This window comes from Halobacillus massiliensis (assembly GCF_900166625.1).
Taxonomy (GTDB): domain Bacteria; phylum Bacillota; class Bacilli; order Bacillales; family Halobacillaceae; genus Halobacillus_A; species Halobacillus_A massiliensis.
This window is the reverse complement of sequence record NZ_LT800499.1, coordinates 2,600,493-2,619,945: the sequence shown is the minus strand read 5'-3', so window position 1 is coordinate 2,619,945 and position 19,453 is coordinate 2,600,493. Positions and strand designations below refer to the sequence as shown.

The window sequence follows — 19,453 nt, the reverse complement described above, 5'->3', positions numbered from 1 at the left end:
GCTCCCAGAGGCGTACGGGATTTGTACGCAAAATGAGGGTGGTACCGTGGAAATAATCAAAGACCTTTTCGCCCCTCCTACTTTCTACAAGTGTCTCATTTGTAGGAAGCAAGAGGGTGAGAAGGTCTTTTTTATATGTAATTCTAGGAGGGATTAAAAAATGAAGGCTGAAGCAACTCAGAAGGTGAAGACGATGCCGCGTACTGGTGCTGATCTGTTAGTGGATTCTTTAATAGAGCAGGGTGTTGATACTTTATTTGGTTATCCAGGAGGTGCCGTTCTGCCGATATATGACGCAATCTATCGGTCTAATGGATCATTCGATCATGTACTTCCAAGACATGAGCAAGGAGCGATTCACGCAGCAGAGGGTTATGCAAGAGTATCAGGTAAACCGGGTGTCGTCATTGGAACCTCTGGGCCAGGTGCTACTAACTTAATTACTGGCATAGCCGATGCCATGATGGACTCTCTGCCCGTTGTTATTTTTACCGGTCAGGTGGCTAAAGGAGTCATTGGAACAGACGCTTTTCAGGAGTCAGACGTAATGGGGATTACAACACCTATAACGAAACACAATTACCAGGTCCAGCAAATTGAAGAGCTGCCGCGCATAGTTAAGGAAGCTTTTCATATTGCTTCTACGGGACGCCCAGGACCAGTAGTTGTTGATATCCCGAAAGATATCTCATCAACGGTTCATGAAGCTGAAGTGGAATCTGATTTCCATCTTCCTGGCTATCAGCCTACAGTAAAGCCTAACCCTTTACAAATCAATAAATTGCATGAAGCTCTACTGCAGGCGAAGAAGCCTTTAATATTATCAGGTGCCGGCATCATTCATGCAAAAGGTTCAGAAGAATTAATAAAGTTCGTGAAGAATTATCAAATTCCGGTAGTTACGACCCTCCTAGGATTGGGAAGCTTCCCTGGAAGTGATGAACGGTCTCTGGGTATGGGGGGCATGCATGGAACGTATTCAGCGAATATGGCGCTCTATGAATGTGACCTGCTGATTAATATCGGCGCAAGGTTTGATGATCGTTTAACGGGTAACTTAAAGCACTTTGCACCACATGCTAAAGTCGCTCATGTGGATATCGATCCAGCCGAAATAGGAAAAAATGTACCAACTGCGATTCCGATCGTATCGGATGCAAAAGCAGCACTAAAAGCATTAAATGATCGAAGTATCAGTGAATTAGATCACCAGGAATGGCTGGAAAAAACGAATCAAAACAAGTTGGAATATCCACTTTGGCATGATGACCAGGAAGATAAAATTTCACCGCAATGGCTGATGAAAAAAGTTCATGCCTATACCAGTGGGAAATCTATCGTTACTACAGATGTAGGACAGCACCAAATGTGGGCGGCTCAATACTACAGCTTTCATCAGCCGAATAAATGGGTAACATCCGGCGGCCTTGGAACTATGGGATTTGGCTTCCCGGCAGCTATAGGAGCTCAGCTGGCAGATCCAGAAGCAAGTGTCATTTCCGTAGTAGGAGACGGAGGCTTCCAGATGACGATGCAGGAGCTTTCCCTGCTGCAGGAAAGAGACCTTCCGGTAAAAATCATCATTGTCAACAACCAGGCGTTAGGGATGGTTAGACAATGGCAGGAAAAATTCTACGAGGGTCGCTACTCCCATTCACTTGCACAGTCACAGCCGGATTTCGTAAAACTGGCTGAAAGCTACAATATTCAAGGCTATAAAATTGAAACGAAAGATGAAATTGAAAGAATTCTGCCGGATGTACTGAACGACCCGCATCCTGCAGTGCTCGACTGCCGTGTACTTCCAATGGAAAATGTATATCCAATGATTGCACCAGGTAAAGGACTACACGAAATGATTGGGGTGACTCGATGAGACGCATTGTAACAGCGACCGTTCATAATCGGAGCGGCGTTTTAAACAGAGTAACCGGACTTCTTGCGAAACGGCAGTTTAACATTGAAAGCATTTCAGTGGGGCGCACCGAGACCGAAGGAGTTTCCAAAATGACCTTCGTTGTTGAAGTCGAAGACGAAAGGAAACTCGAGCAGCTGACTAAGCAGCTTAATAAACAGATTGATGTACTGAAAGTATCGGACATCACAGATAAAGCTATCGTAGCTAGAGAGCTGGCTATGGTAAAAGTCATCAGTAATCCCCAAATTCGCACAGAAATCCAGGGAATTATTGAACCATTCAGGGCTACCATTATCGATGTAAGCCGTGAAAGCATGACCGTTCAAGTTACAGGTAATTCAGATAAAGTAGATGCCTTAATTGATCTGCTTCGCCCTTACGGCATTAAAGAACTAGCAAGAACAGGCTTAACGGCTTTCACTAGAGGCCATCAGCCCCAAGTAGCAGAAATTAAATCTTACTCATTACTAAAATAATTCAAATTCGAAAGGACGATGTAAAATGGCTGAAGTTTACTATCACAATGATATCAATGAAGAGGTACTACAAAATAAGAAGATTGCAGTGGTTGGATATGGTTCCCAGGGTCACGCGCACGCTCAGAACTTAAAGGAAAGCGGCTTTGACGTAGTTGTTGGTTTAAGAAAAGGAAAGTCATGGGACCAAGCAGAAGAGGATGGCCAGGATGTGAAAAGTGTAGCTGACGCAGTCGCTGAAGCGGATGTGGTTATGGTACTTCTTCCTGATGAGCACCAGCCGAAGGTTTACGAAAATGAAATTAAGCCAAATCTTAAAGCCGGTGCATCCCTGGCATTCGCTCACGGATTTAATGTTCATTTCAACCAGGTCGTGCCGCCAAGCGATGTGGATGTATTCCTGGTAGCTCCAAAAGGGCCTGGGCACCTTGTGCGCCGTACGTTTGAAGAAGGAGCCGGTGTTCCTGCTCTATTTGGAGTTGAGCAGGATGTTACAGGCCAGGCACGTGAAATTGCTCTTGCATATGCAAAAGGGATTGGCGGAGGCCGCGCAGGTGTTCTTGAAACGTCCTTCCAGGAAGAAACGGAAACTGATCTCTTTGGTGAACAGGCAGTTCTCTGCGGTGGTTTAACAAGCCTTGTCAAAGCAGGATTTGAAACTTTGACAGAAGCAGGCTATCAGCCGGAAGTTGCATACTTTGAGTGCCTGCATGAATTAAAATTGATTGTTGACCTTATGTACGAAGGCGGCTTAGAAGGAATGCGCTACTCCATTTCTGATACAGCTCAGTGGGGTGACTTTGTTTCCGGTCCGCGTGTAATTAACGAAGAGACTAAAGCACGTATGAAAGAAGTACTTTCTGATATCCAGACAGGTAAATTTGCTAAAGGCTGGATCATGGAAAACCAGGTTAATCGTCCTGAGTTTAATGCAACAAATGCGCTTGAAAACAATCATCAGATCGAGAAGGTGGGTAGAGAGTTACGTGAGTTAATGCCGTTTGTTAAGAAATCTCAATCAAAAGAAAAGGATGTGGTTTCACATGGCTCGCGTTAATGTTTTCGACACAACCCTTAGAGACGGAGAGCAGTCAGCCGGTGTTAACTTGAATCGTCTTGAAAAGATTGAGATTGCTAAACAGCTCGAACGCCTGGGAGTAGACATTATGGAAGCAGGATTTCCTGCTTCCTCCCAGGAAGATTTTCAATCGGTAAAAGAAATTGCTGAAACAGTGAGGAACTGCTCAGTAACCGGGCTGGCCAGATCTTTCAAAAGTGATATCGATGCTGCCTGGGAAGCCCTTAAAGGAGGAGCCTATCCAAGACTGCACGTCTTCCTTGCTACTTCTCCGATCCATATGACTCATAAGCTTAAGAAAACTCCCGAAGAAGTTGTACAAATAGCGGTGGAATCTGTAGCTTATGCTAAGGAGAGGTTCCCTGTCGTTCAGTGGTCTGCCGAAGATGCGACGAGATCAGATTATGATTTCCTCGTTCACATTATTGAGAAAGTGATTGATGCAGGGGCAGATGTTATCAACCTTCCGGATACCGTAGGTTATACGACACCGGATGAATACGCTAAACTTTTTAAACATGTGAAAGAAAACGTTCCAAATATTGAGGGTGTCATACTATCGGCTCACTGCCATGATGATTTAGGCATGGCTGTCAGCAACTCACTGTCAGCGATCGAAGCAGGAGCTGGACAAATCGAAGGAACTATAAACGGAATTGGAGAAAGGGCTGGAAATGCAGCGCTTGAAGAAGTATCTGTGGCCCTTGAAATCCGAAAAGATCGTTATCAGCATGAAACAGGCTTAGTGCTAAAAGAAATTAAGCGCACAAGTGATCTTGTCAGTAAGCTGACAGGCATGCAGGTTCCGGGCAATAAAGCAGTAGTCGGCCGTAATGCATTCGCTCATGAATCAGGTATTCACCAGGATGGTGTGCTTAAGGAAGCAACCACCTACGAAATCATTACACCTAATATGGTAGGTATAGAATCCAATAACCTGGTACTTGGTAAGCACTCTGGACGTCATGCCTTCAAGCAGAAAGCCCAGTCTTTCGGGTTTGAGCTTTCCGATGCGAAGCTTAAAGAAGCTTTCGATACCTTTAAGAATTTAACCGGTAAGAAGAAAGAAGTTACAGATGATGATCTTTTTGCGATTCTGACAGATAAGCAGACAGAGCATGAAGATGTTCCGAAATATGAACTTAAAGCCTTTCAAGTTCAGTATGGAAGCATTAACCGTCCTACAGCCACAATCTTATTAACACGACCGGACGGGAAAGAAATTGAAAAAGCCAGCACGGGTGAGGGAAGCGTAGAAGCCATCTACAACACATTGGATGAACTTTTGGAAGAAGAAGTTCACCTGCAGGATTATCAGCTTAATTCCATTGGGAAAGGAAGAGATGCTCTCGCAGAAGTTTATGTGCAGCTTACTGTAAATGATCGTACCACTTCGGGTCGTGGCTCTGCACAAGATGTGTTAGAGGCATCAGCTCAAGCATTCCTAAACGCCGTAAACCGAACACTTTATATGTCACAGCCGAGTGATCTTAAGAAGGAAGTACAACTTTAAGAGGGGGAGACAGATATGGAAAAGCATATCGTAATACTGCCGGGAGATGGCATTGGTCCTGAAGTAACCAAAGGAGCAAAAGGTGTTCTTAAAACAATTGCTGAACGTTTTGGCCATACGTTTACTTTTGAGAAGCATAACATTGGCGGGGCTGCCATTGATCAGCAGGGAACCCCCCTTCCTCAGGAAACCGTGGAAGCATGCCGTAAAGCTGATGGAATCCTGCTTGGAGCGGTAGGAGGTCCTAAATGGGATAACCTACCTGGTGAGCAGCGTCCCGAGAAAGGACTTCTCGGCATTCGGAAAGAGCTTGGGCTGTTTGCAAATCTCAGACCTGTAAAAGGCTTTGATTCTCTTCTCCACTCCTCTCCATTGAAGTATGAAGTTGTTTCAGGCAGTGACCTTTTAATCGTTCGCGAATTAACCGGGGGCCTCTACTTTGGTGAACCAAGTGAACGGAGAAATAACGGACAGGAAGTAGTGGATACACTTTTCTATACAAAAAAAGAAATCGAACGAATCGTTGAAAAAGCATTTGAGAGTGCACAAGTTCGAGGGAAAAAACTTACTTCAGTGGATAAAGCCAATGTTCTTGAATCCAGTCGAATGTGGCGTGAAGTAGTCGAAGCGAAAAAGAGTAATTATCCGGATGTCGCAGTGGAGCATATGCTTGTCGACGCAGCGGCTATGAAGCTTGTTACGAATCCTCGTTACTTTGACGTTATTGTAACAGAGAATATGTTTGGTGATATTTTAAGTGATGAGGCTTCCGTGCTTACTGGATCTCTTGGAATGCTGCCGTCCGCAAGTGTACGTCAGGATGGGCTGGGACTTTACGAGCCTGTTCACGGATCAGCCCCGGATATCGCTGGAGAAGATAAAGCCAATCCGATGGCAGCGATTTTGTCCGCGGCAATGATGCTTCGCTACTCCTTTGGCATGACAGAGGAAGCAGATGAAATTGATTCAGCCGTCCAGGCCGTATTAAATGAAAAATACCATACGGCTGATCTTGATGTGAAAGGCGGAACTGTAGTTAGTGGAAGCCAGTTAGCGGTAAGAGTATCAGAGCAAATCTCTGAAAAAGTAACAACTGAAAATATTATGAGCTGTTATGTATAAGTAGATAGAAGGGAGTTATTCCAATGGGGCGGCCAAAGACGATTATTGAAAAACTGTGGGAGCAGCACGTTATTAAACAAGAAGAAAATAAACCAGCCTTAATTTATATTGACCTGCATCTCGTGCATGAAGTAACTTCCCCACAGGCGTTTGAAGGGCTTCGGATGAAAAATCGTAAAGTCCGTCGCCCGGACCGAACATTTGCTACGGTGGATCACAACGTACCAACGATGCACCGGCATATTATTAAAGATCAAATTTCTAAAAAGCAGATGGATACATTAAAAGAAAATTGTGAGGAGTTCGGAATTCGCCTGGCGGATATCGATCATCCCGATCAGGGAATTGTTCATATTATTGGTCCTCAGCTGGGGCTGACTCAGCCAGGTAAAACGATTGTCTGCGGAGACAGCCACACATCGACACACGGTGCATTTGGTGCACTTGCTTTTGGAATAGGTACAAGTGAAGTCGAGCATGTACTTGCCACGCAGTCGTTGTGGCAGGCAAAACCAAAAACTCTTCAGGTTAAAGTCGATGGAACATTGGGTACAGGAGTAACAGCTAAAGATTTAATCTTAGCGATTATTGCAAAATTCGGTGTTCGCTTCGGGACTGGATATGTAATTGAATACACGGGAGAAGCTATCCGTAATCTGTCTATGGATGAGCGAATGACCGTATGCAACATGTCGATAGAAGCGGGAGCCCGTGCCGGCTTGATCAGCCCGGACGAAACGACTGTGGAGTATTTGCGAGGTAAGCGCTATGTACCACAGGGAGAAGCTTTTGAAGAAGCTGCACAGGAGTGGCTTTCACTAGCGACTGAAGAAGGGGCAGCGTATGATGAAACTGTAGAAATCAATGCTGCAGAGGTGGAACCGCAGGTAACCTGGGGCACCAACCCTTCTCAATGTGTACCTGTTGGAGCTGCTACACCTGACCCTGCAGAAGCTGTTGACTCTCAGGAGCAAGACAGCATACAGCGAGCTCTCGATTATATGGGGCTTAAACCAAACCAGAAAATTGAAAGTATCCCAGTTGAACACGTATTTATCGGATCGTGCACAAACTCTCGAATCAGCGATCTCCGCAAAGCTGCAAAAATTGTACAGGGTGGAAAAGTTCATGAAGGCGTAAGAGCCATGGTTGTTCCTGGTTCCTTTTCTGTTAAAGAACAGGCAGAAGCAGAAGGACTTGACACCATTTTCCTGACGGCAGGTTTTGAATGGAGAGAAGCAGGATGCAGTATGTGTCTGGCGATGAATGACGATATCGTCCCTCCAGGTGAGCGATGTGCTTCCACATCCAACAGGAATTTTGAAGGGCGTCAGGGAAATGGGGCCAGAACTCACCTGGTCAGCCCGGAAATGGCGGCTGCCGCAGCATTAGAAGGTGCATTTGTAGATGTAAGAAAATACGGCGCCGCGGTAGGAGGGTAAACAATGGAACCAATAAAACAGCATAAAGGGGTCATTTACCCGCTGGACCGTTCAAATGTTGACACAGATCAGATTATTCCCAAGCAGTTTTTAAAAAGAATCGAACGACAGGGATTTGGGCAGTTTCTTTTTTACAACTGGAGATTTAATGATGATGGATCACTAAGAGAAGACTTTTCTCTCAACGATCCTATGTATCGGGATGCGACAATCATAGTGGCCGGAGAAAATTTTGGCTGCGGATCTTCCAGGGAGCATGCTCCCTGGGCGATTCAGGACTATGGATTTAGAGTAGTTATTGCTCCAAGCTTTGCCGATATTTTTTATAATAACTGCTTTAAAAATGGAATACTTCCTATTGTATTGCCCAAGAATGAAGTAAATGAACTGTTGGAACAAGGCTCCCGTGAGCAGGTGACGCTCAATGTTAATCTTGTCCAACAGCAGGTAACCAGTGATCATGGTTCAATATCAGCATTTGATATTCAACCTTATCATAAAGATATGTTGTTAAATGGCTGGGATGAGATATCTGTAACGTTGAATGATGCTGACGCCATTGATCAATATGAAACAGAAAAAGCCAAATAAATTAAAATTAAGGAGTGAAGACGTTGGGGATTTCTTAACGCTAGCTAAAGTCTTTGAAGCCAAAGAACAATTAAACGATGTGGTTCACCAGACACCGTTTAAAACCTCTGAAACTTTTAATCAGTTTGCAGGGCAGAAAGTTTACTTGAAGATGGAGAATCAGCAGAAAACAGGTGCCTTTAAAGTGAGAGGAGCTTCTTTCAAAGTTTCCCAGCTGACGGAAGAAGAAGCTCAGTGCGGCGTCATTGCTGCTTCTGCAGGAAACCACGCCCAGGGAGTAGCCTTAGCGGCTGCTAAGCGCGGTGTACCTGCTCAAATCTTTATGCCGGAGGGAACTCCCCAGGCTAAAGTTCAGGCTACCGAAGCTTATGGAGCTAAAACTGTTTTAACAGGTGAATCTTTTCAGGAAGCCTATATGGCAGCTATAAAGGAACAGGAGCGCTGTGGTGCAACATTTATCCACCCTTTTGATGACGTGGATGTTATGGCTGGACAGGCGACTGTAGCTATTGAGATGCTTCAGGAGCAGCCGGACCTTGATACAATTGTTGTTCCGATTGGCGGAGGCGGGCTGATTGCCGGGATGGCATATGCAGCCAAGCAGCTGAAGCCCGATATCAGGATCATAGGTGTTCAATCCGAGAAAGCACCATCGACTTATAATTCATTTTATAAGTGTGGTCCGAAAAAGCTTACTTCTGTGGCAACAATCGCTGACGGAATTGCGGTGAAACAGCATGGGACGAAAACTTTCCATTATATCCGCAAGTTTGTTGACGATATAGTCACTGTAGAAGAGCAGCAAATAGCTAATTCTATCCTTTACCTGCTAGAAAGGGAAAAGACACTTGTTGAAGGCGCAGGTGCAACAGCTCTCGCAGCAGTATTAGCGAAAAAGTCTGCTTTAGCAGGGCAGAAATGCGGTGTTGTGGTGAGTGGCGGGAACATGGATTTAGCCCGACTGCCACACGTTCAACAGCTAGCATTAACAAAGAGAATGATTACCACTGTTTAAGCAAGAGATGAGGATAAGAGGGTCGCGGAAGCTGTAAAATGTTTCTGCTGACCCTCATTTTTTCTGCTGAAATTGTGATAATTGAGAAATATTATCATTGACAGCAGGCAGATAGTTTTGTATGCTATGGATGGTGATAATGAGAATCTTTATCAACTAGAAATTAATAGAGCCTTTTACATACGAGGAATCAAAAAGGCAGGAAAGGGAGTTTTTTATGAGAAAGTTTTGGGTATTAATACTTTTCATTTCATTAACGACTTTACTAGCAGCTTGCGGTGGAGAAGATGAATCAAGTGAGGAAGAAAACAGCGGGAAAGAAGAAACCCGCTCGGTGACGATAGAAGATGCCAATGGGGAGAAAACGATTGAAGGCACCCCGAAAAGAGTCGTAGTTCTAGAGTGGTCATATGCTGAAGAGCTTCAGGCGTTGGGGATGGAACCGGTCGGAGTGGCTGATCTTAATTCCTACGGAGATTGGGTGGATGTTGGCAAGCCGTTTAGTGATTCTGTTGAGGATGTAGGGACTCGCCAGGAGCCGAACCTTGAAGCGATTGCTCGACTGGATCCTGATCTGATTATTGGCGTGGATTTCCGTCATGAAGCCATCCAGGAAGATCTTGAAGGAATTGCCCCGACTGTGATGTTTGCCCCTTATTCTGAGGAAAGTGCTGAAAACCAATTTGACAGTATGCTGGAAGAATTTAATACAATTGCAAAAGTCGTAGATAAAGAACAAGAAGCTGATAAGGCCATATCGAATATGGAAGATACTTTTGAAGAGCAGCGCGCACGTCTTGAAGAGGCTGGTAAAGATGGCATGAACTATGTTATGACTCAGGCCTTTACAGCGCAAAATACACCGACTCTTAGGTTGTTTACTGATAATTCAATGGTAGCTAACATTATGAGTGAATTGGGAATGGAAAATGATTATGAATCTGATCAACTTGAAATCTACGGGTATACGGAAACAACTGTAGAAACTCTGCAAAATTATCAGGACACAAACTTCTTTTATATTGTACAAGATTCAGATAACATCTTTGAAGACCAACTGGCTGGAAATCCTGTGTGGGACGGTCTTGACTTTGTTAAACAAGACCGTATGTACAAAATGCCTGGCTCCACATGGACGTTCGGTGGACCGCTTTCTGCAGAAGTCCTGGCTGAACAAGTGGTTGACTCTGTAGTGGAAAAAGAGAAAGAATAACTTCTTTAAATAAAATCTATGTTAGAATTTATGGGTGTAATTATCGCTTTAGGAATGCAGGTATACTCGTTTTACAGTTCTCTTGTTTCCGCCCATTTTTTTATTATCATAGTTAAATAGAAAGAAGAGTAGTGATACTATATGAAATCCGTCTATAAAAAAATTCTTATAGGGGCTCTCACCTTTGGTGGTGGGAGCGCCTTATTGTCTTTATTAATCTTTATACATATTAATCAAGGAAATGTAGAGATTCCTCTAGATACTGTAATAGCATCGCTCTTCTCTCCGATGGATACGATTGAGCATCATACTGTTCGAGTGCTTAGGATGCCGCGCGCAGTTATTGGCATTCTGGCCGGGGGGGCACTAGCTGTCTCAGGGGTTGTTCTTCAGACCGTGACGAAAAATCCGCTTTCTTCAGCAAGTACATTAGGTATTCATTCTGGTACTTATTTTGCCGTAGTGGCTGCCACTATCTTTCTTCCGTTTGCAACGTTTGCGAATGGGATAATGACCGCTTTTATCGGGGGCATTCTAACCTTCGGATTTGTTTATATTCTTTCGGGTGGAAGTAATGCTACACCTGTTCGTATGGTGCTTGCCGGTATGATCGTTACGTTTTTATTTTCTTCCTTAACTTCAGTGCTGCAGATATTTTATGAAAATGAGACACAGGGACTTTTCTTATGGGGATCCGGTACGCTTATTCAAAATAATTGGGACGGCGTTCGTTTTTCTCTTCCCTTTATTATTATATGTTTCCTGCTGCTGTTGGTTTTCGCACGCAAGCTGGACACGTTATCCCTTGGTGATGAAGTAGCCACGGCTCTCGGGCAAAATATTAGAAGAGTGAAGCTTATAACGATTCTTGCCGCTGTAATGTTGACATCGGTTACTGTAAGTGTCGTGGGACCCATTGGATTTGTCGGACTCGTTGCCCCCCATTTAATTAAATTGCTGGGCTATCGTTCTCACATTCCATTATTGATCGGCTCTTTTCTCTGGGGAGCGAATGTATTGCTGCTCGCAGATGTACTCGCTCGTATTGTAGATCCATCTTTCTCTGAACTGCCTGTAGGGGCGATTACAGCTTTAGTCGGTTCTCCATGGCTGATTTTCTTAGTCCTTCGTATGAAGCAGCAAGGGAACACGAAGGAAACAGGTTCCATTTTGGCCGGCCGCTCCTCTTTCAACGTATCGCTGAAAAAATTAATTCCTATTTTGTTTATTGTCATACTGGCAGCAGTGTTTGTGAGCATGTCTTCAGGAAATTATGGATTTGAGCCGCTGCTGACTATCGAAGCTATATCGGGACAGACGAACGAATTTATGAGGAACTTCATTTTTGAACTGCGTCTGCCAAGGTCACTTGTTGCTTTGCTGGCAGGAGCGATATTAGCAGTCAGTGGACTGATTTTTCAAGGAGTTCTCAGAAATCCGTTGGCTGATCCTTCCGTAATAGGCATAACTTCTGGAGCGGGTGTTGGTGCTTTAGCAACGATGTATTTTTTCAGTGCATCTGCCTTATGGATTCCTGTTGGAGCCATGGCAGGGGCCCTAATGTTCTTTGTAGTTATTATGACACTAGGAGCCAGAGCTGAATTTAATCCGACAACCCTCGCACTCTTAGGTATTGGAGTTTCCGCTTTTGGATCGGCCTTCATACAGATTATGGTTGTGCAAGCTGAACTCGGGGTAGCTTCAGCTTTAACCTGGTTATCAGGTACCACCTATGCAAAGGGTTGGAAAGAAATACTGCAGTTTTTACTCTGGCCTGTTATTTTGTTTATTCCATTGCTAGCCGTTCACATTAAAAACCTTGACGTTCTCTCGCTGGGTGATGATGCGGCAAAAGGACTGGGATTACATGTTGTTTCTGCTCGTTTTAAGATGGCTCTTTTAGCTACTTTGCTTGCGGCCTGCAGTGTAGCAGCCGTTGGTTCCATTGGATTCATTGGTTTAATTGCTCCACACTTCGCAAGGCTGCTTGTCGGAAGTGCCAATCAGAAGCTGCTGCCCATAACTATGCTGGTGGGCGGATTTTTACTAGTGGCAGCTGACCTTTTCAGCCGGACACTGCTTGCTCCTAATGAAATTCCATCAGGGATACTTGTAGCTTTAATCGGTGCCCCTTATTTTCTATGGCTTATGAAGCGTCGCTCAGTATGATAAAATAAAAGGGTTAAAAGAAAAGGGATAGAGGGAGTATGAAAAAATGATAGAGTTTATTAAATGCCATGGTTCTGGAAATGATTTTATATTGATTGACGAAATTACAAACGAATATGCTTTTTCAGAAGAAGAACGACGTGAGCTGGCTCTACTATTATGTGATAGAGAAACAGGTGTGGGTTCAGACGGCATCCTTTATGTACTGAAAAGTGATGTAGCTGAAGCTCAGATGAGAATGTTTAATTCGGATGGAACAGAAGCTGAAATGTGCGGAAACGGTCTGCGGTGTGTGGCTCGTCATATTATTGAAAAAGAAGGGCGCAGCCGGGTACAGATTGAAACACAGAAAGCTGTTTTAAATGTTGAACAAGTAGAGCACATTTTTAAAGGAATAGATACATTTGCTGTATCTATTGAGCCTGTAAGCTTTGAAATAGATTCTCTGCCTATGAACTTTGAGAAAAGTGAAGCTATGGATGAGGTGATCCCTGAACTGGCACGAGACCTCACTTTTACCGCACTAAGTGTGCCAAACCCTCATATCATTAGTATTGTGAATAATATCAATGAAGAAAAGCTTGAACAAACAGGGAAAAAAGCGAACGATTTGCTAACAGTTTTTCCTAGAGGAGTTAATGTGAGTTTTGTGAAAATCCTTGATCATAATAAGATTTTCGTACAAACGTATGAAAGAGGTGTCGGCCTTACGAATGCGTGCGGTACAGCGATGTCAGCATCTACCTTAGTATCTACGATATTTGGAAGCAATGATATTGGAGAGCCGATTGTTGTCATTAATAAAGGCGGACTAGTTAACTGTGTGGTTAACAAAGAAGAAAGACGTTATTCTATTCAGCTGAGAGGGAATGCAACATATGTGTACAGTGCTGAAATTGAAATCGATATAGCAGCAAAAGAGTGGGAATGGAAAGATAAAAAAACCCATCAACTAGAAATTGATACTTATGAAGAATTAAAAAAATATGCAGCTACTCAACTCTAAACAGAAAGGATGACGTTATGATTAAAACATTCTCTATTCGCACAGACCAGCATGACCAAATGATTGATATTACAGACCAGATTGAAAGCTGGGTGCAAGAAGAGGGGATTGCTGATGGAGCCGTTATTGTTTCATCCGCTCATACAACAGCTGGAATTACGATTAATGAAAACGCTGACCCTGACGTGAAGACGGATATGCTGCGGCGCTTTCGTGAACTGTACCCATGGGAAGATTCTAAAGATCTACACATGGAAGGAAACACAGCTGCCCATATGAAAACAAGTACGGTAGGGCATGCCCAGACCATAATTATATCTGATGGGTCTCTTGTGCTGGGAACTTGGCAGGGAATTTATTTTTGCGAGTTTGACGGGCCGCGCTCACGTAAAGTAACAGCTAAAATATTATCTTAATACACTAAGAAAGCAGCCTACCACAGGCTGCTTTCTTAGTGTATGACTATTTATGTTGGTACGGAGATTTCCACTATTCACGGTTATTTGGGAAGTTGTTGCTGTTTGCGTGAACCGGTGCGTTACAAAGACTGGATTTTCATGGGGGAACGGTGAGCTTTCCCATACTAAAGGCTTTCCGGAGCTGTCAGTTCCGTTTATCTTAATGAAAAGGAAGGGTCTAGGGTAAAGACTCGTTTTCCATGGGCGGAACGGTGAACTTTCTCAAGCTAAGCCTTCCAGTAGCTTTCAGTTCTACTATCCAGGAGATTCAAGGCTGTCAGTTCCGTTTATCTTAATGAGAAGTGCGGGCCAGGGGAAAGACTCGCTTTCCATGGGCGAACGCTGAGCTTCCTCAGGCTAAAGCCTTCCGGGATCTCACCCTGTTCTTCCTCCCATAGGAGTCTCGTCCTTTCCCCCGGCCCCATGCGTTTATTAGGAGTAACGGAACACTGTGTAAGAAAAGACTATTTCCTTAAGAAAGGTTACTGAACTACAGCGTTCTGTTTACCCAATCAACGGTAAAGAGGCTGGGAAATGGTGAGACTCCTGCAGGGAGATAGAGCTAAGGGAGACCACGAGTGATTTCCCAACGGCTTTACCTTTTTTAAGAGTAAAGGAACAGTCATTTAGAAACAGAAAGCTTTCTCCCAAATTATAAAAAAGCCTCAGGTGAAGGCCGCCTGAGGCTTTTATTTAACAAACAGAATCTTTAGGATTCGGGTTGGAAAGTCCGAACATTGGCCTTATATATAAGGCAAGGAATGTTCCGGCGAGAGCCATAATTCCCCAAACCCAGCCATGAAGACTGAAAGAAGCAATTCCTCCGAAATATGCTCCAATGTTACAGCCGAAAGCAAGACGGGCGCCATATCCCATCATAAGTCCGCCAACTACGGATGCTGCCGCAACTCCAGGCTTAATCTTACCTGGTTTAAAGTTTCCTTGAAAAGCTGCAGCGATAAAAGCACCTAAAATTATTCCAAAGTTCATTACACTGGTAGAATCAGCAAGGACTGATTGATTAAGCGGAGCAGGATCCTGTTGCCAGAACTGCCAGCTTGCCACATCTACACCAAACATTTGGAGAAATTTTGAGCCCCATAGAGCAAATGCTGATGTTATTCCCCATGGGTTGCCGCGAACAGAAAGTGTAATCGCATTTAATACAGCAAGAATCACAGCTGCCGTAAGGAGCGGCCAAGCACCGCGCCAAATCCTTTTAATACCGTTAGTTGTTTTTAAAGGTTTCATACGCGGCGGATTTTTCTTGCGGGCGATTTTTACTGTAATCGCATAAATACCCGCAAACATGAAAAGCTGCAAAATTAACCCCCAAAAATAGCCTAGTCCTGTAGACTCCGCCAGGGAGATTGGAGGAAGTGACGGAGTTTCCTGCCAAAAACCGAGATGATAAGCCCCGAGAACGGAACCAACTATAAAAGCTGCCAGGGTTATGACCATGGAAGACCTGCCGCCTCCTACAGCGTATAGTGTACCTGAGGCACACCCGGCCCCAAGCTGCATCCCGATGCCAAATAAGAAGGAACCAACTAAAACGCTGACTCCCACAGGAGATACATATCCCTGTGGCGTAGTACCGGTAAAGCTGAAGCCTGTGGATAATATAATAGCAAACAGGACGGAAGCTACGGCCAGCATAAGCATATGAGCCTGTAATCCCTGTACATTACCAACCGAAGCTAAGCGCCTGAATGCAGATGTGAAGCCAAACTTAGCGTGAAGAAGCGTTACACCTAAGGCTAAACCAATTATAAAAAGAACACCTTGTGTCCATGTAGTAGTCATTACAATAGAAGCAAATAGAATGAATGATGCTATAATTCCTAACCAGACGAACGGTTTTTGGACGGGTGCCAGCGTGTCTACAACAGTTGTGGATCGCTGATCCCAGTTGTTTATCTTAGAAGTCTGTTCCATAATTACCCTCCTAATTCCGATATACTTACTTTGTTTTGACTTTTATTATAGTAAATCATCAGCTGGTATTTGTAAACTTTTAAAACTCAAACGGTTAAACGTAAATGAAACAGGGTATGAAACAAATAGAATACATAATAAAGGATGGTGACCAAGTTGGCAGAACAAAAAAAAGAATGGAACGTAGTATTTCTACTTGATAGTAAGCGTGAGGTATCCCACCAGCTTGAATTGAGTGAGGAACTAAATGCGAGAGAAACATTAGAGTTTATTGAAAAACAGCTTGAACGTGGGGACTGGTGGTTCCTTGAAGACACTGTTGCACTTCATACATCCAGTGTAGAAAGCTATTATCTTGAAAACCGACTCGAGCAAACTAAGTTTTCGAAATGAAAAAATAAGCATTAAAATATTTTAAAAACCCGAACTATAATTCGAATTTCCCTTACAGAATTCGATATAGTTCGGGTTTTTCTATTTAATTTAATGGGGAAGAGAAGCTGAGAACTTCTGTCATTAATGTAGGAAACTCAACTTTTATTTGCTGACTTCCTTATTATATGACGTCCTCCTTCTCCTCAAAACCTATATCAATTCTTTCTTTAGTGGCTCCCTCTAATATCCAGCTAGCTTCTCCGTATTTATTATCTATATAAGGGAGAAACAAAATCAAAAGAACTGTATTACAGATTCATTTTTATATGGTGTATATGGTACTAATTCCCTTAGTACCCATCTGTTTTAAAAAATTTATAAGTAAAAGGCTTTCATATTATAAATCTCTTCACAAAGGACAAATGTTGCGTTAAAGTGGAAAAAGAGTTTTCCACTTTACCTCGTTAAATAACATGAAGGAGAGAACAGCTGTGAGAAGAATACCATTATTAGTAAGAATTATACTGGCCATTACACTTGGTATATTTATAGGATTAATTGTTCCTGAAGGAGCAATCGAATTGTTTGCTACGTTCACAGGCATTTTTAATAACTTCTTAAGCTTCGTAATTCCTTTCATTATTTTGGGATTTATTGCACCTGGTATTGCATCCATGGGGCGCGGAGCCGGAAAAATGCTTGGTATTACGGCCGGGCTGGCTTATCTATCAACAATTATGGCCGGAATTGCAGCCTTTTTTGTTTCGAAAAACTTATTCCCTGTAATGCTTGGCACTCAATCTACCGGGGAATTGACTAACCCTGAAGAAGCCCTTGTTGAGGCTTCCTTTTCAATCGAAATGGAGCCGGTAATGGGGGTAATGGCTGCCCTTATTCTTTCCTTTATATTAGGTGTAGGAATGACAGCGGTGAAAGGTGATACCCTTTATAAAGGAATGACTGAATTTCGTGAAATCATTCATAAAATTATCGAAAATATTATTATTCCATTACTTCCTTTCCATATATTCGGAGTCTTTGCGAACATGGCTTATGGAGGTCAGGTTGGTACAATCCTCAGTGTATTCGCAAAAGTATTTGTGATGATTATCATTCTGCACTGGGTATATCTGTTCAGCGTCTATGGAATAGCTGGAGGACTGCGACGTATAAATCCGCTTCTCCTGCTAAAAAAATTGACGCCTGCTTACTTTACAGCCCTCGGAACCCAGTCCTCGGCTGCAACTATACCTGTAACTTTAAAGCAGACAAAACAGATTGGAGTAAAAGATCGAGTGGCTGATTTTTCTGTACCCTTACTGGCGAATGTTCACCTTGCTGGAAGTACAATTACTATCACGTCCTGTGCGATGGCTGTATTGTTCATGCAGGGCCAGACCTTAAGCTTTATGAATCTGCTGCCTTTTATCCTTATGCTGGGAATTACTATGGTGTCAGCTCCTGGAGTTCCGGGCGGTGCTGTTATGGCTGCAGTTGGACTGTTAGAGTCAATGCTCGGTTTTAGTTCAATGATGGTATCTTTAATGATCGCTCTATATCTTGCTCAGGATAGTTTCGGTACAGCTACAAATGTTACCGGAGATGGTGCAATCACATCAATAGTTGATCATTTTACAAAAGGAAAAGATGGAAATAATCATGACGTAAGAAAAGAGCAGCTCGGGTAAACCGGAGGCTGCTCTTTTCTTATCTTCCGTTTTTTTTGCTTCCGCCGCACCCGCAGCCTTTTCTCGGCTTAGTAACCGGTCTTGGCTTTCTTTCTCTTCCTTTCATTTTTTTATCCCCTTTCAATGAGATGTTTTATCTTATGCTGTCCATTTATACTCTGGCCGTGCGTTTATTATAAACATTTAAAAAAATTGAATCTCAGCTTGCTAAAAAATCGTGATATAATGTATAAATCGAGCTAAATGAATGCAACAAAGGAGGAGGGCGCATGGTTATTTGTACGGAATGTGGCCGAGAAAACCAGCCGGGTTCCCGTTACTGCTCCAACTGTGGAGAATCACTGGAGAATGCACCCAAAATCGTCCCCGAAGGAAAGCCGGTGGATGAACAAAAGCCTAAAAAAAACTTTTGGCCAATAATATTGCCTATTTCCGTATTAGCGGTCATGATAGGTATAGTTATATATACTTATGAACATACCAAACAAGTTAATGTGCAAGTCGATGCCCAAAATGCTAAAGCTGAAGAATTAGCGCTTCAAGGAAAGTATAAGCAGGCGGAAAAAGAGCTTGAAAAAGCACAGGAAAAGCGGCCGGATTATCTAGCTGTCGAACAAAATTTAGATAGTTTACATAAGGTTATGAAATTGGATGAGAAATTAAATAAAGTGAGCAAAGCGATCGAGCAAAATGAGCTTAATAAAGCCGAGCAGGAACTGACTTCTGTCAGTGGACAAATGCGTGAAGATAAAAACCGTCTAATAGTAACTCTCACCCCAAGAGTCAATCAGCTTGATTCACTTCTTACAGTGGGCAAGATTAATTATGAAGTAAAAGAGATGACAAATGTAGAAGCTTTAGCTGATAAACTAAATACGCTGTCTGGTTTAAATCTTGATGAAGCTTCGCGGTCAAGAGAAAAAATTATAGAAAAAATTGTATCTATCAGTACAAAAAAAGCAGAAGAGGCAATGAAGGAAAAAAAGTATAATGAAGCTATGGCAAACGTAGATGAAGGCCTCCAGTATGCAGTTAACCATCAGCATCTTTCGGGACTGAAAGAAAGAATTCGCCAGGAGCAGCAAGCATTTGAACAGGTGAAACAAGAACGGATTCAGCGGGCGATGGAGCAGGCAGAAGCAGAAGAACTAAAAAATCATGAAGATGCCGTTAAAATTGAAAAAATGGAAGTAAATAAAGATGAGTTTGGAGATGTGACGGTTTCTGGAATAGTGAAAAGTGAAGCGACAAAAATCGTCAGCTCAATAGAAATTACGTATGATCTAATTAATGAAAATAAGGAAGTGCTTACAACAGAAACTGCTCAAGTATATCCGATGTACCTAAACCCGGGAGATACTGGAAATTTAGAAATGATGCACTATGATATGGAAGAAGAAAATCTTGAAGTAGAAGTGAAAAATGTGCAATGGTTTGTAGAGTAGGAGGAA

At 43.1% G+C, this 19,453-nt stretch carries 16 protein-coding genes; 15 read left to right on the top strand and 1 reads right to left on the bottom strand.

The genetic code is table 11. The annotated features are described in order from the left end of the window. Positions 1 to 160 precede the first annotated feature (160 nt). The 12 genes from ilvB to B7E06_RS13005 all read left to right on the top strand — a co-directional run bounded on the left by ilvB (position 161) and on the right by B7E06_RS13005 (position 13,959). Entirely contained in the window at positions 161 to 1,876 is a 1,716-nt protein-coding gene (ilvB, locus tag B7E06_RS13060; protein ID WP_082234414.1) for a biosynthetic-type acetolactate synthase large subunit, read from the top strand. After that, positions 1,873 to 2,394: an acetolactate synthase small subunit gene (gene ilvN / locus B7E06_RS13055; RefSeq protein WP_082234413.1), complete on the top strand. Its 522-nt coding sequence runs from the start codon at positions 1,873 to 1,875 to the stop codon at positions 2,392 to 2,394. The genes ilvB and ilvN overlap by 4 nt, the downstream gene beginning before the upstream one ends. Positions 2,395 to 2,419: 25 nt before the next feature. Beyond that, positions 2,420 to 3,451, top strand: a complete 1,032-nt coding sequence (gene ilvC / locus B7E06_RS13050; protein WP_082234412.1) for a ketol-acid reductoisomerase — start codon at positions 2,420 to 2,422, stop codon at positions 3,449 to 3,451. Continuing rightward, a complete protein-coding gene (locus tag B7E06_RS13045) occupies positions 3,438 to 4,985 on the top strand; it encodes a 2-isopropylmalate synthase (protein WP_082234411.1) in 1,548 nt (515 codons plus the stop codon). The genes ilvC and B7E06_RS13045 overlap by 14 nt, the downstream gene beginning before the upstream one ends. Positions 4,986 to 5,000: 15 nt before the next feature. Further along, a complete protein-coding gene (gene leuB / locus B7E06_RS13040; RefSeq protein WP_082234410.1) occupies positions 5,001 to 6,107 on the top strand; it encodes a 3-isopropylmalate dehydrogenase in 1,107 nt (368 codons plus the stop codon). Positions 6,108 to 6,130: 23 nt separating this feature from the next. After that, complete coding sequence (leuC, locus tag B7E06_RS13035) at positions 6,131 to 7,549, top strand: 3-isopropylmalate dehydratase large subunit (RefSeq protein WP_082234409.1); 1,419 nt, start codon at positions 6,131 to 6,133, stop codon at positions 7,547 to 7,549. 3 nt (positions 7,550 to 7,552) lie between these two features. After that, on the top strand, positions 7,553 to 8,140 hold the full coding sequence (gene leuD, locus B7E06_RS13030) for a 3-isopropylmalate dehydratase small subunit (RefSeq protein ID WP_082234408.1): 588 nt from the start codon (positions 7,553 to 7,555) through the stop codon (positions 8,138 to 8,140). Then, complete coding sequence (gene ilvA / locus B7E06_RS13025) at positions 8,118 to 9,155, top strand: threonine ammonia-lyase (RefSeq protein ID WP_082236000.1); 1,038 nt, start codon at positions 8,118 to 8,120, stop codon at positions 9,153 to 9,155. Before leuD ends, ilvA begins: the two co-directional genes overlap by 23 nt. A gap of 217 nt (positions 9,156 to 9,372) precedes the next feature. Next, positions 9,373 to 10,368: an ABC transporter substrate-binding protein gene (locus tag B7E06_RS13020; protein ID WP_082234407.1), complete on the top strand. Its 996-nt coding sequence runs from the start codon at positions 9,373 to 9,375 to the stop codon at positions 10,366 to 10,368. A gap of 141 nt (positions 10,369 to 10,509) precedes the next feature. After that, positions 10,510 to 12,537 carry an iron ABC transporter permease gene (locus tag B7E06_RS13015; RefSeq protein ID WP_082234406.1) on the top strand — a complete coding sequence of 676 codons (2,028 nt, stop codon included), beginning with the start codon at positions 10,510 to 10,512 and terminating at the stop codon, positions 12,535 to 12,537. Between the two features lie 46 nt (positions 12,538 to 12,583). Beyond that, the gene (gene dapF, locus B7E06_RS13010; RefSeq protein ID WP_082234405.1) at positions 12,584 to 13,543 is read left to right on the top strand and encodes a diaminopimelate epimerase; all 960 of its coding nucleotides are present in this window, start codon (positions 12,584 to 12,586) and stop codon (positions 13,541 to 13,543) included. A 17-nt stretch (positions 13,544 to 13,560) separates the two neighbouring features. Then, on the top strand, positions 13,561 to 13,959 hold the full coding sequence (locus tag B7E06_RS13005) for a secondary thiamine-phosphate synthase enzyme YjbQ (protein ID WP_082234404.1): 399 nt from the start codon (positions 13,561 to 13,563) through the stop codon (positions 13,957 to 13,959). Positions 13,960 to 14,694: 735 nt separating this feature from the next. Here B7E06_RS13005 and B7E06_RS13000 read toward each other — a convergent pair. Further along, complete coding sequence (locus B7E06_RS13000; protein ID WP_082234403.1) at positions 14,695 to 15,939, bottom strand: YeeE/YedE family protein; 1,245 nt, start codon at positions 15,937 to 15,939, stop codon at positions 14,695 to 14,697. A 156-nt stretch (positions 15,940 to 16,095) separates the two neighbouring features. On the opposite strand from B7E06_RS13000, the gene B7E06_RS12995 reads away from it, so the two are divergent. The 3 genes from B7E06_RS12995 (at position 16,096) to B7E06_RS12985 (ending at position 19,447) form a co-directional block, all read left to right on the top strand. Next, complete coding sequence (locus tag B7E06_RS12995) at positions 16,096 to 16,332, top strand: hypothetical protein (RefSeq protein WP_245807730.1); 237 nt, start codon at positions 16,096 to 16,098, stop codon at positions 16,330 to 16,332. Positions 16,333 to 16,805: 473 nt separating this feature from the next. Next, positions 16,806 to 18,002 carry a dicarboxylate/amino acid:cation symporter gene (locus tag B7E06_RS12990; protein ID WP_082234400.1) on the top strand — a complete coding sequence of 399 codons (1,197 nt, stop codon included), beginning with the start codon at positions 16,806 to 16,808 and terminating at the stop codon, positions 18,000 to 18,002. A 269-nt stretch (positions 18,003 to 18,271) separates the two neighbouring features. Next, positions 18,272 to 19,447: a zinc ribbon domain-containing protein gene (locus tag B7E06_RS12985; RefSeq protein ID WP_082234399.1), complete on the top strand. Its 1,176-nt coding sequence runs from the start codon at positions 18,272 to 18,274 to the stop codon at positions 19,445 to 19,447. Positions 19,448 to 19,453 lie beyond the last annotated feature (6 nt).

Excerpts from the sequence above, each read along its gene's own strand:
- B7E06_RS13005 (WP_082234404.1), top strand. The coding sequence starts at position 13,561 with ATGATTAAAACATTCTCTATTCGCACAGACCAGCATGACCAAATGATT.
- ilvA (WP_082236000.1), top strand. The coding sequence starts at position 8,118 with ATGAAACAGAAAAAGCCAAATAAATTAAAATTAAGGAGTGAAGACGTT.
- B7E06_RS13015 (WP_082234406.1), top strand. The coding sequence starts at position 10,510 with ATGAAATCCGTCTATAAAAAAATTCTTATAGGGGCTCTCACCTTTGGT.
- B7E06_RS12985 (WP_082234399.1), top strand. The coding sequence starts at position 18,272 with ATGGTTATTTGTACGGAATGTGGCCGAGAAAACCAGCCGGGTTCCCGT.
- ilvN (WP_082234413.1), top strand. The coding sequence starts at position 1,873 with ATGAGACGCATTGTAACAGCGACCGTTCATAATCGGAGCGGCGTTTTA.
- B7E06_RS13045 (WP_082234411.1), top strand. The coding sequence starts at position 3,438 with ATGGCTCGCGTTAATGTTTTCGACACAACCCTTAGAGACGGAGAGCAG.
- B7E06_RS13020 (WP_082234407.1), top strand. The coding sequence starts at position 9,373 with ATGAGAAAGTTTTGGGTATTAATACTTTTCATTTCATTAACGACTTTA.
- ilvC (WP_082234412.1), top strand. The coding sequence starts at position 2,420 with ATGGCTGAAGTTTACTATCACAATGATATCAATGAAGAGGTACTACAA.
- dapF (WP_082234405.1), top strand. The coding sequence starts at position 12,584 with ATGATAGAGTTTATTAAATGCCATGGTTCTGGAAATGATTTTATATTG.
- B7E06_RS13000 (WP_082234403.1), bottom strand. The coding sequence starts at position 15,939 with ATGGAACAGACTTCTAAGATAAACAACTGGGATCAGCGATCCACAACT.
- leuC (WP_082234409.1), top strand. The coding sequence starts at position 6,131 with ATGGGGCGGCCAAAGACGATTATTGAAAAACTGTGGGAGCAGCACGTT.
- leuD (WP_082234408.1), top strand. The coding sequence starts at position 7,553 with ATGGAACCAATAAAACAGCATAAAGGGGTCATTTACCCGCTGGACCGT.
- leuB (WP_082234410.1), top strand. The coding sequence starts at position 5,001 with ATGGAAAAGCATATCGTAATACTGCCGGGAGATGGCATTGGTCCTGAA.
- ilvB (WP_082234414.1), top strand. The coding sequence starts at position 161 with ATGAAGGCTGAAGCAACTCAGAAGGTGAAGACGATGCCGCGTACTGGT.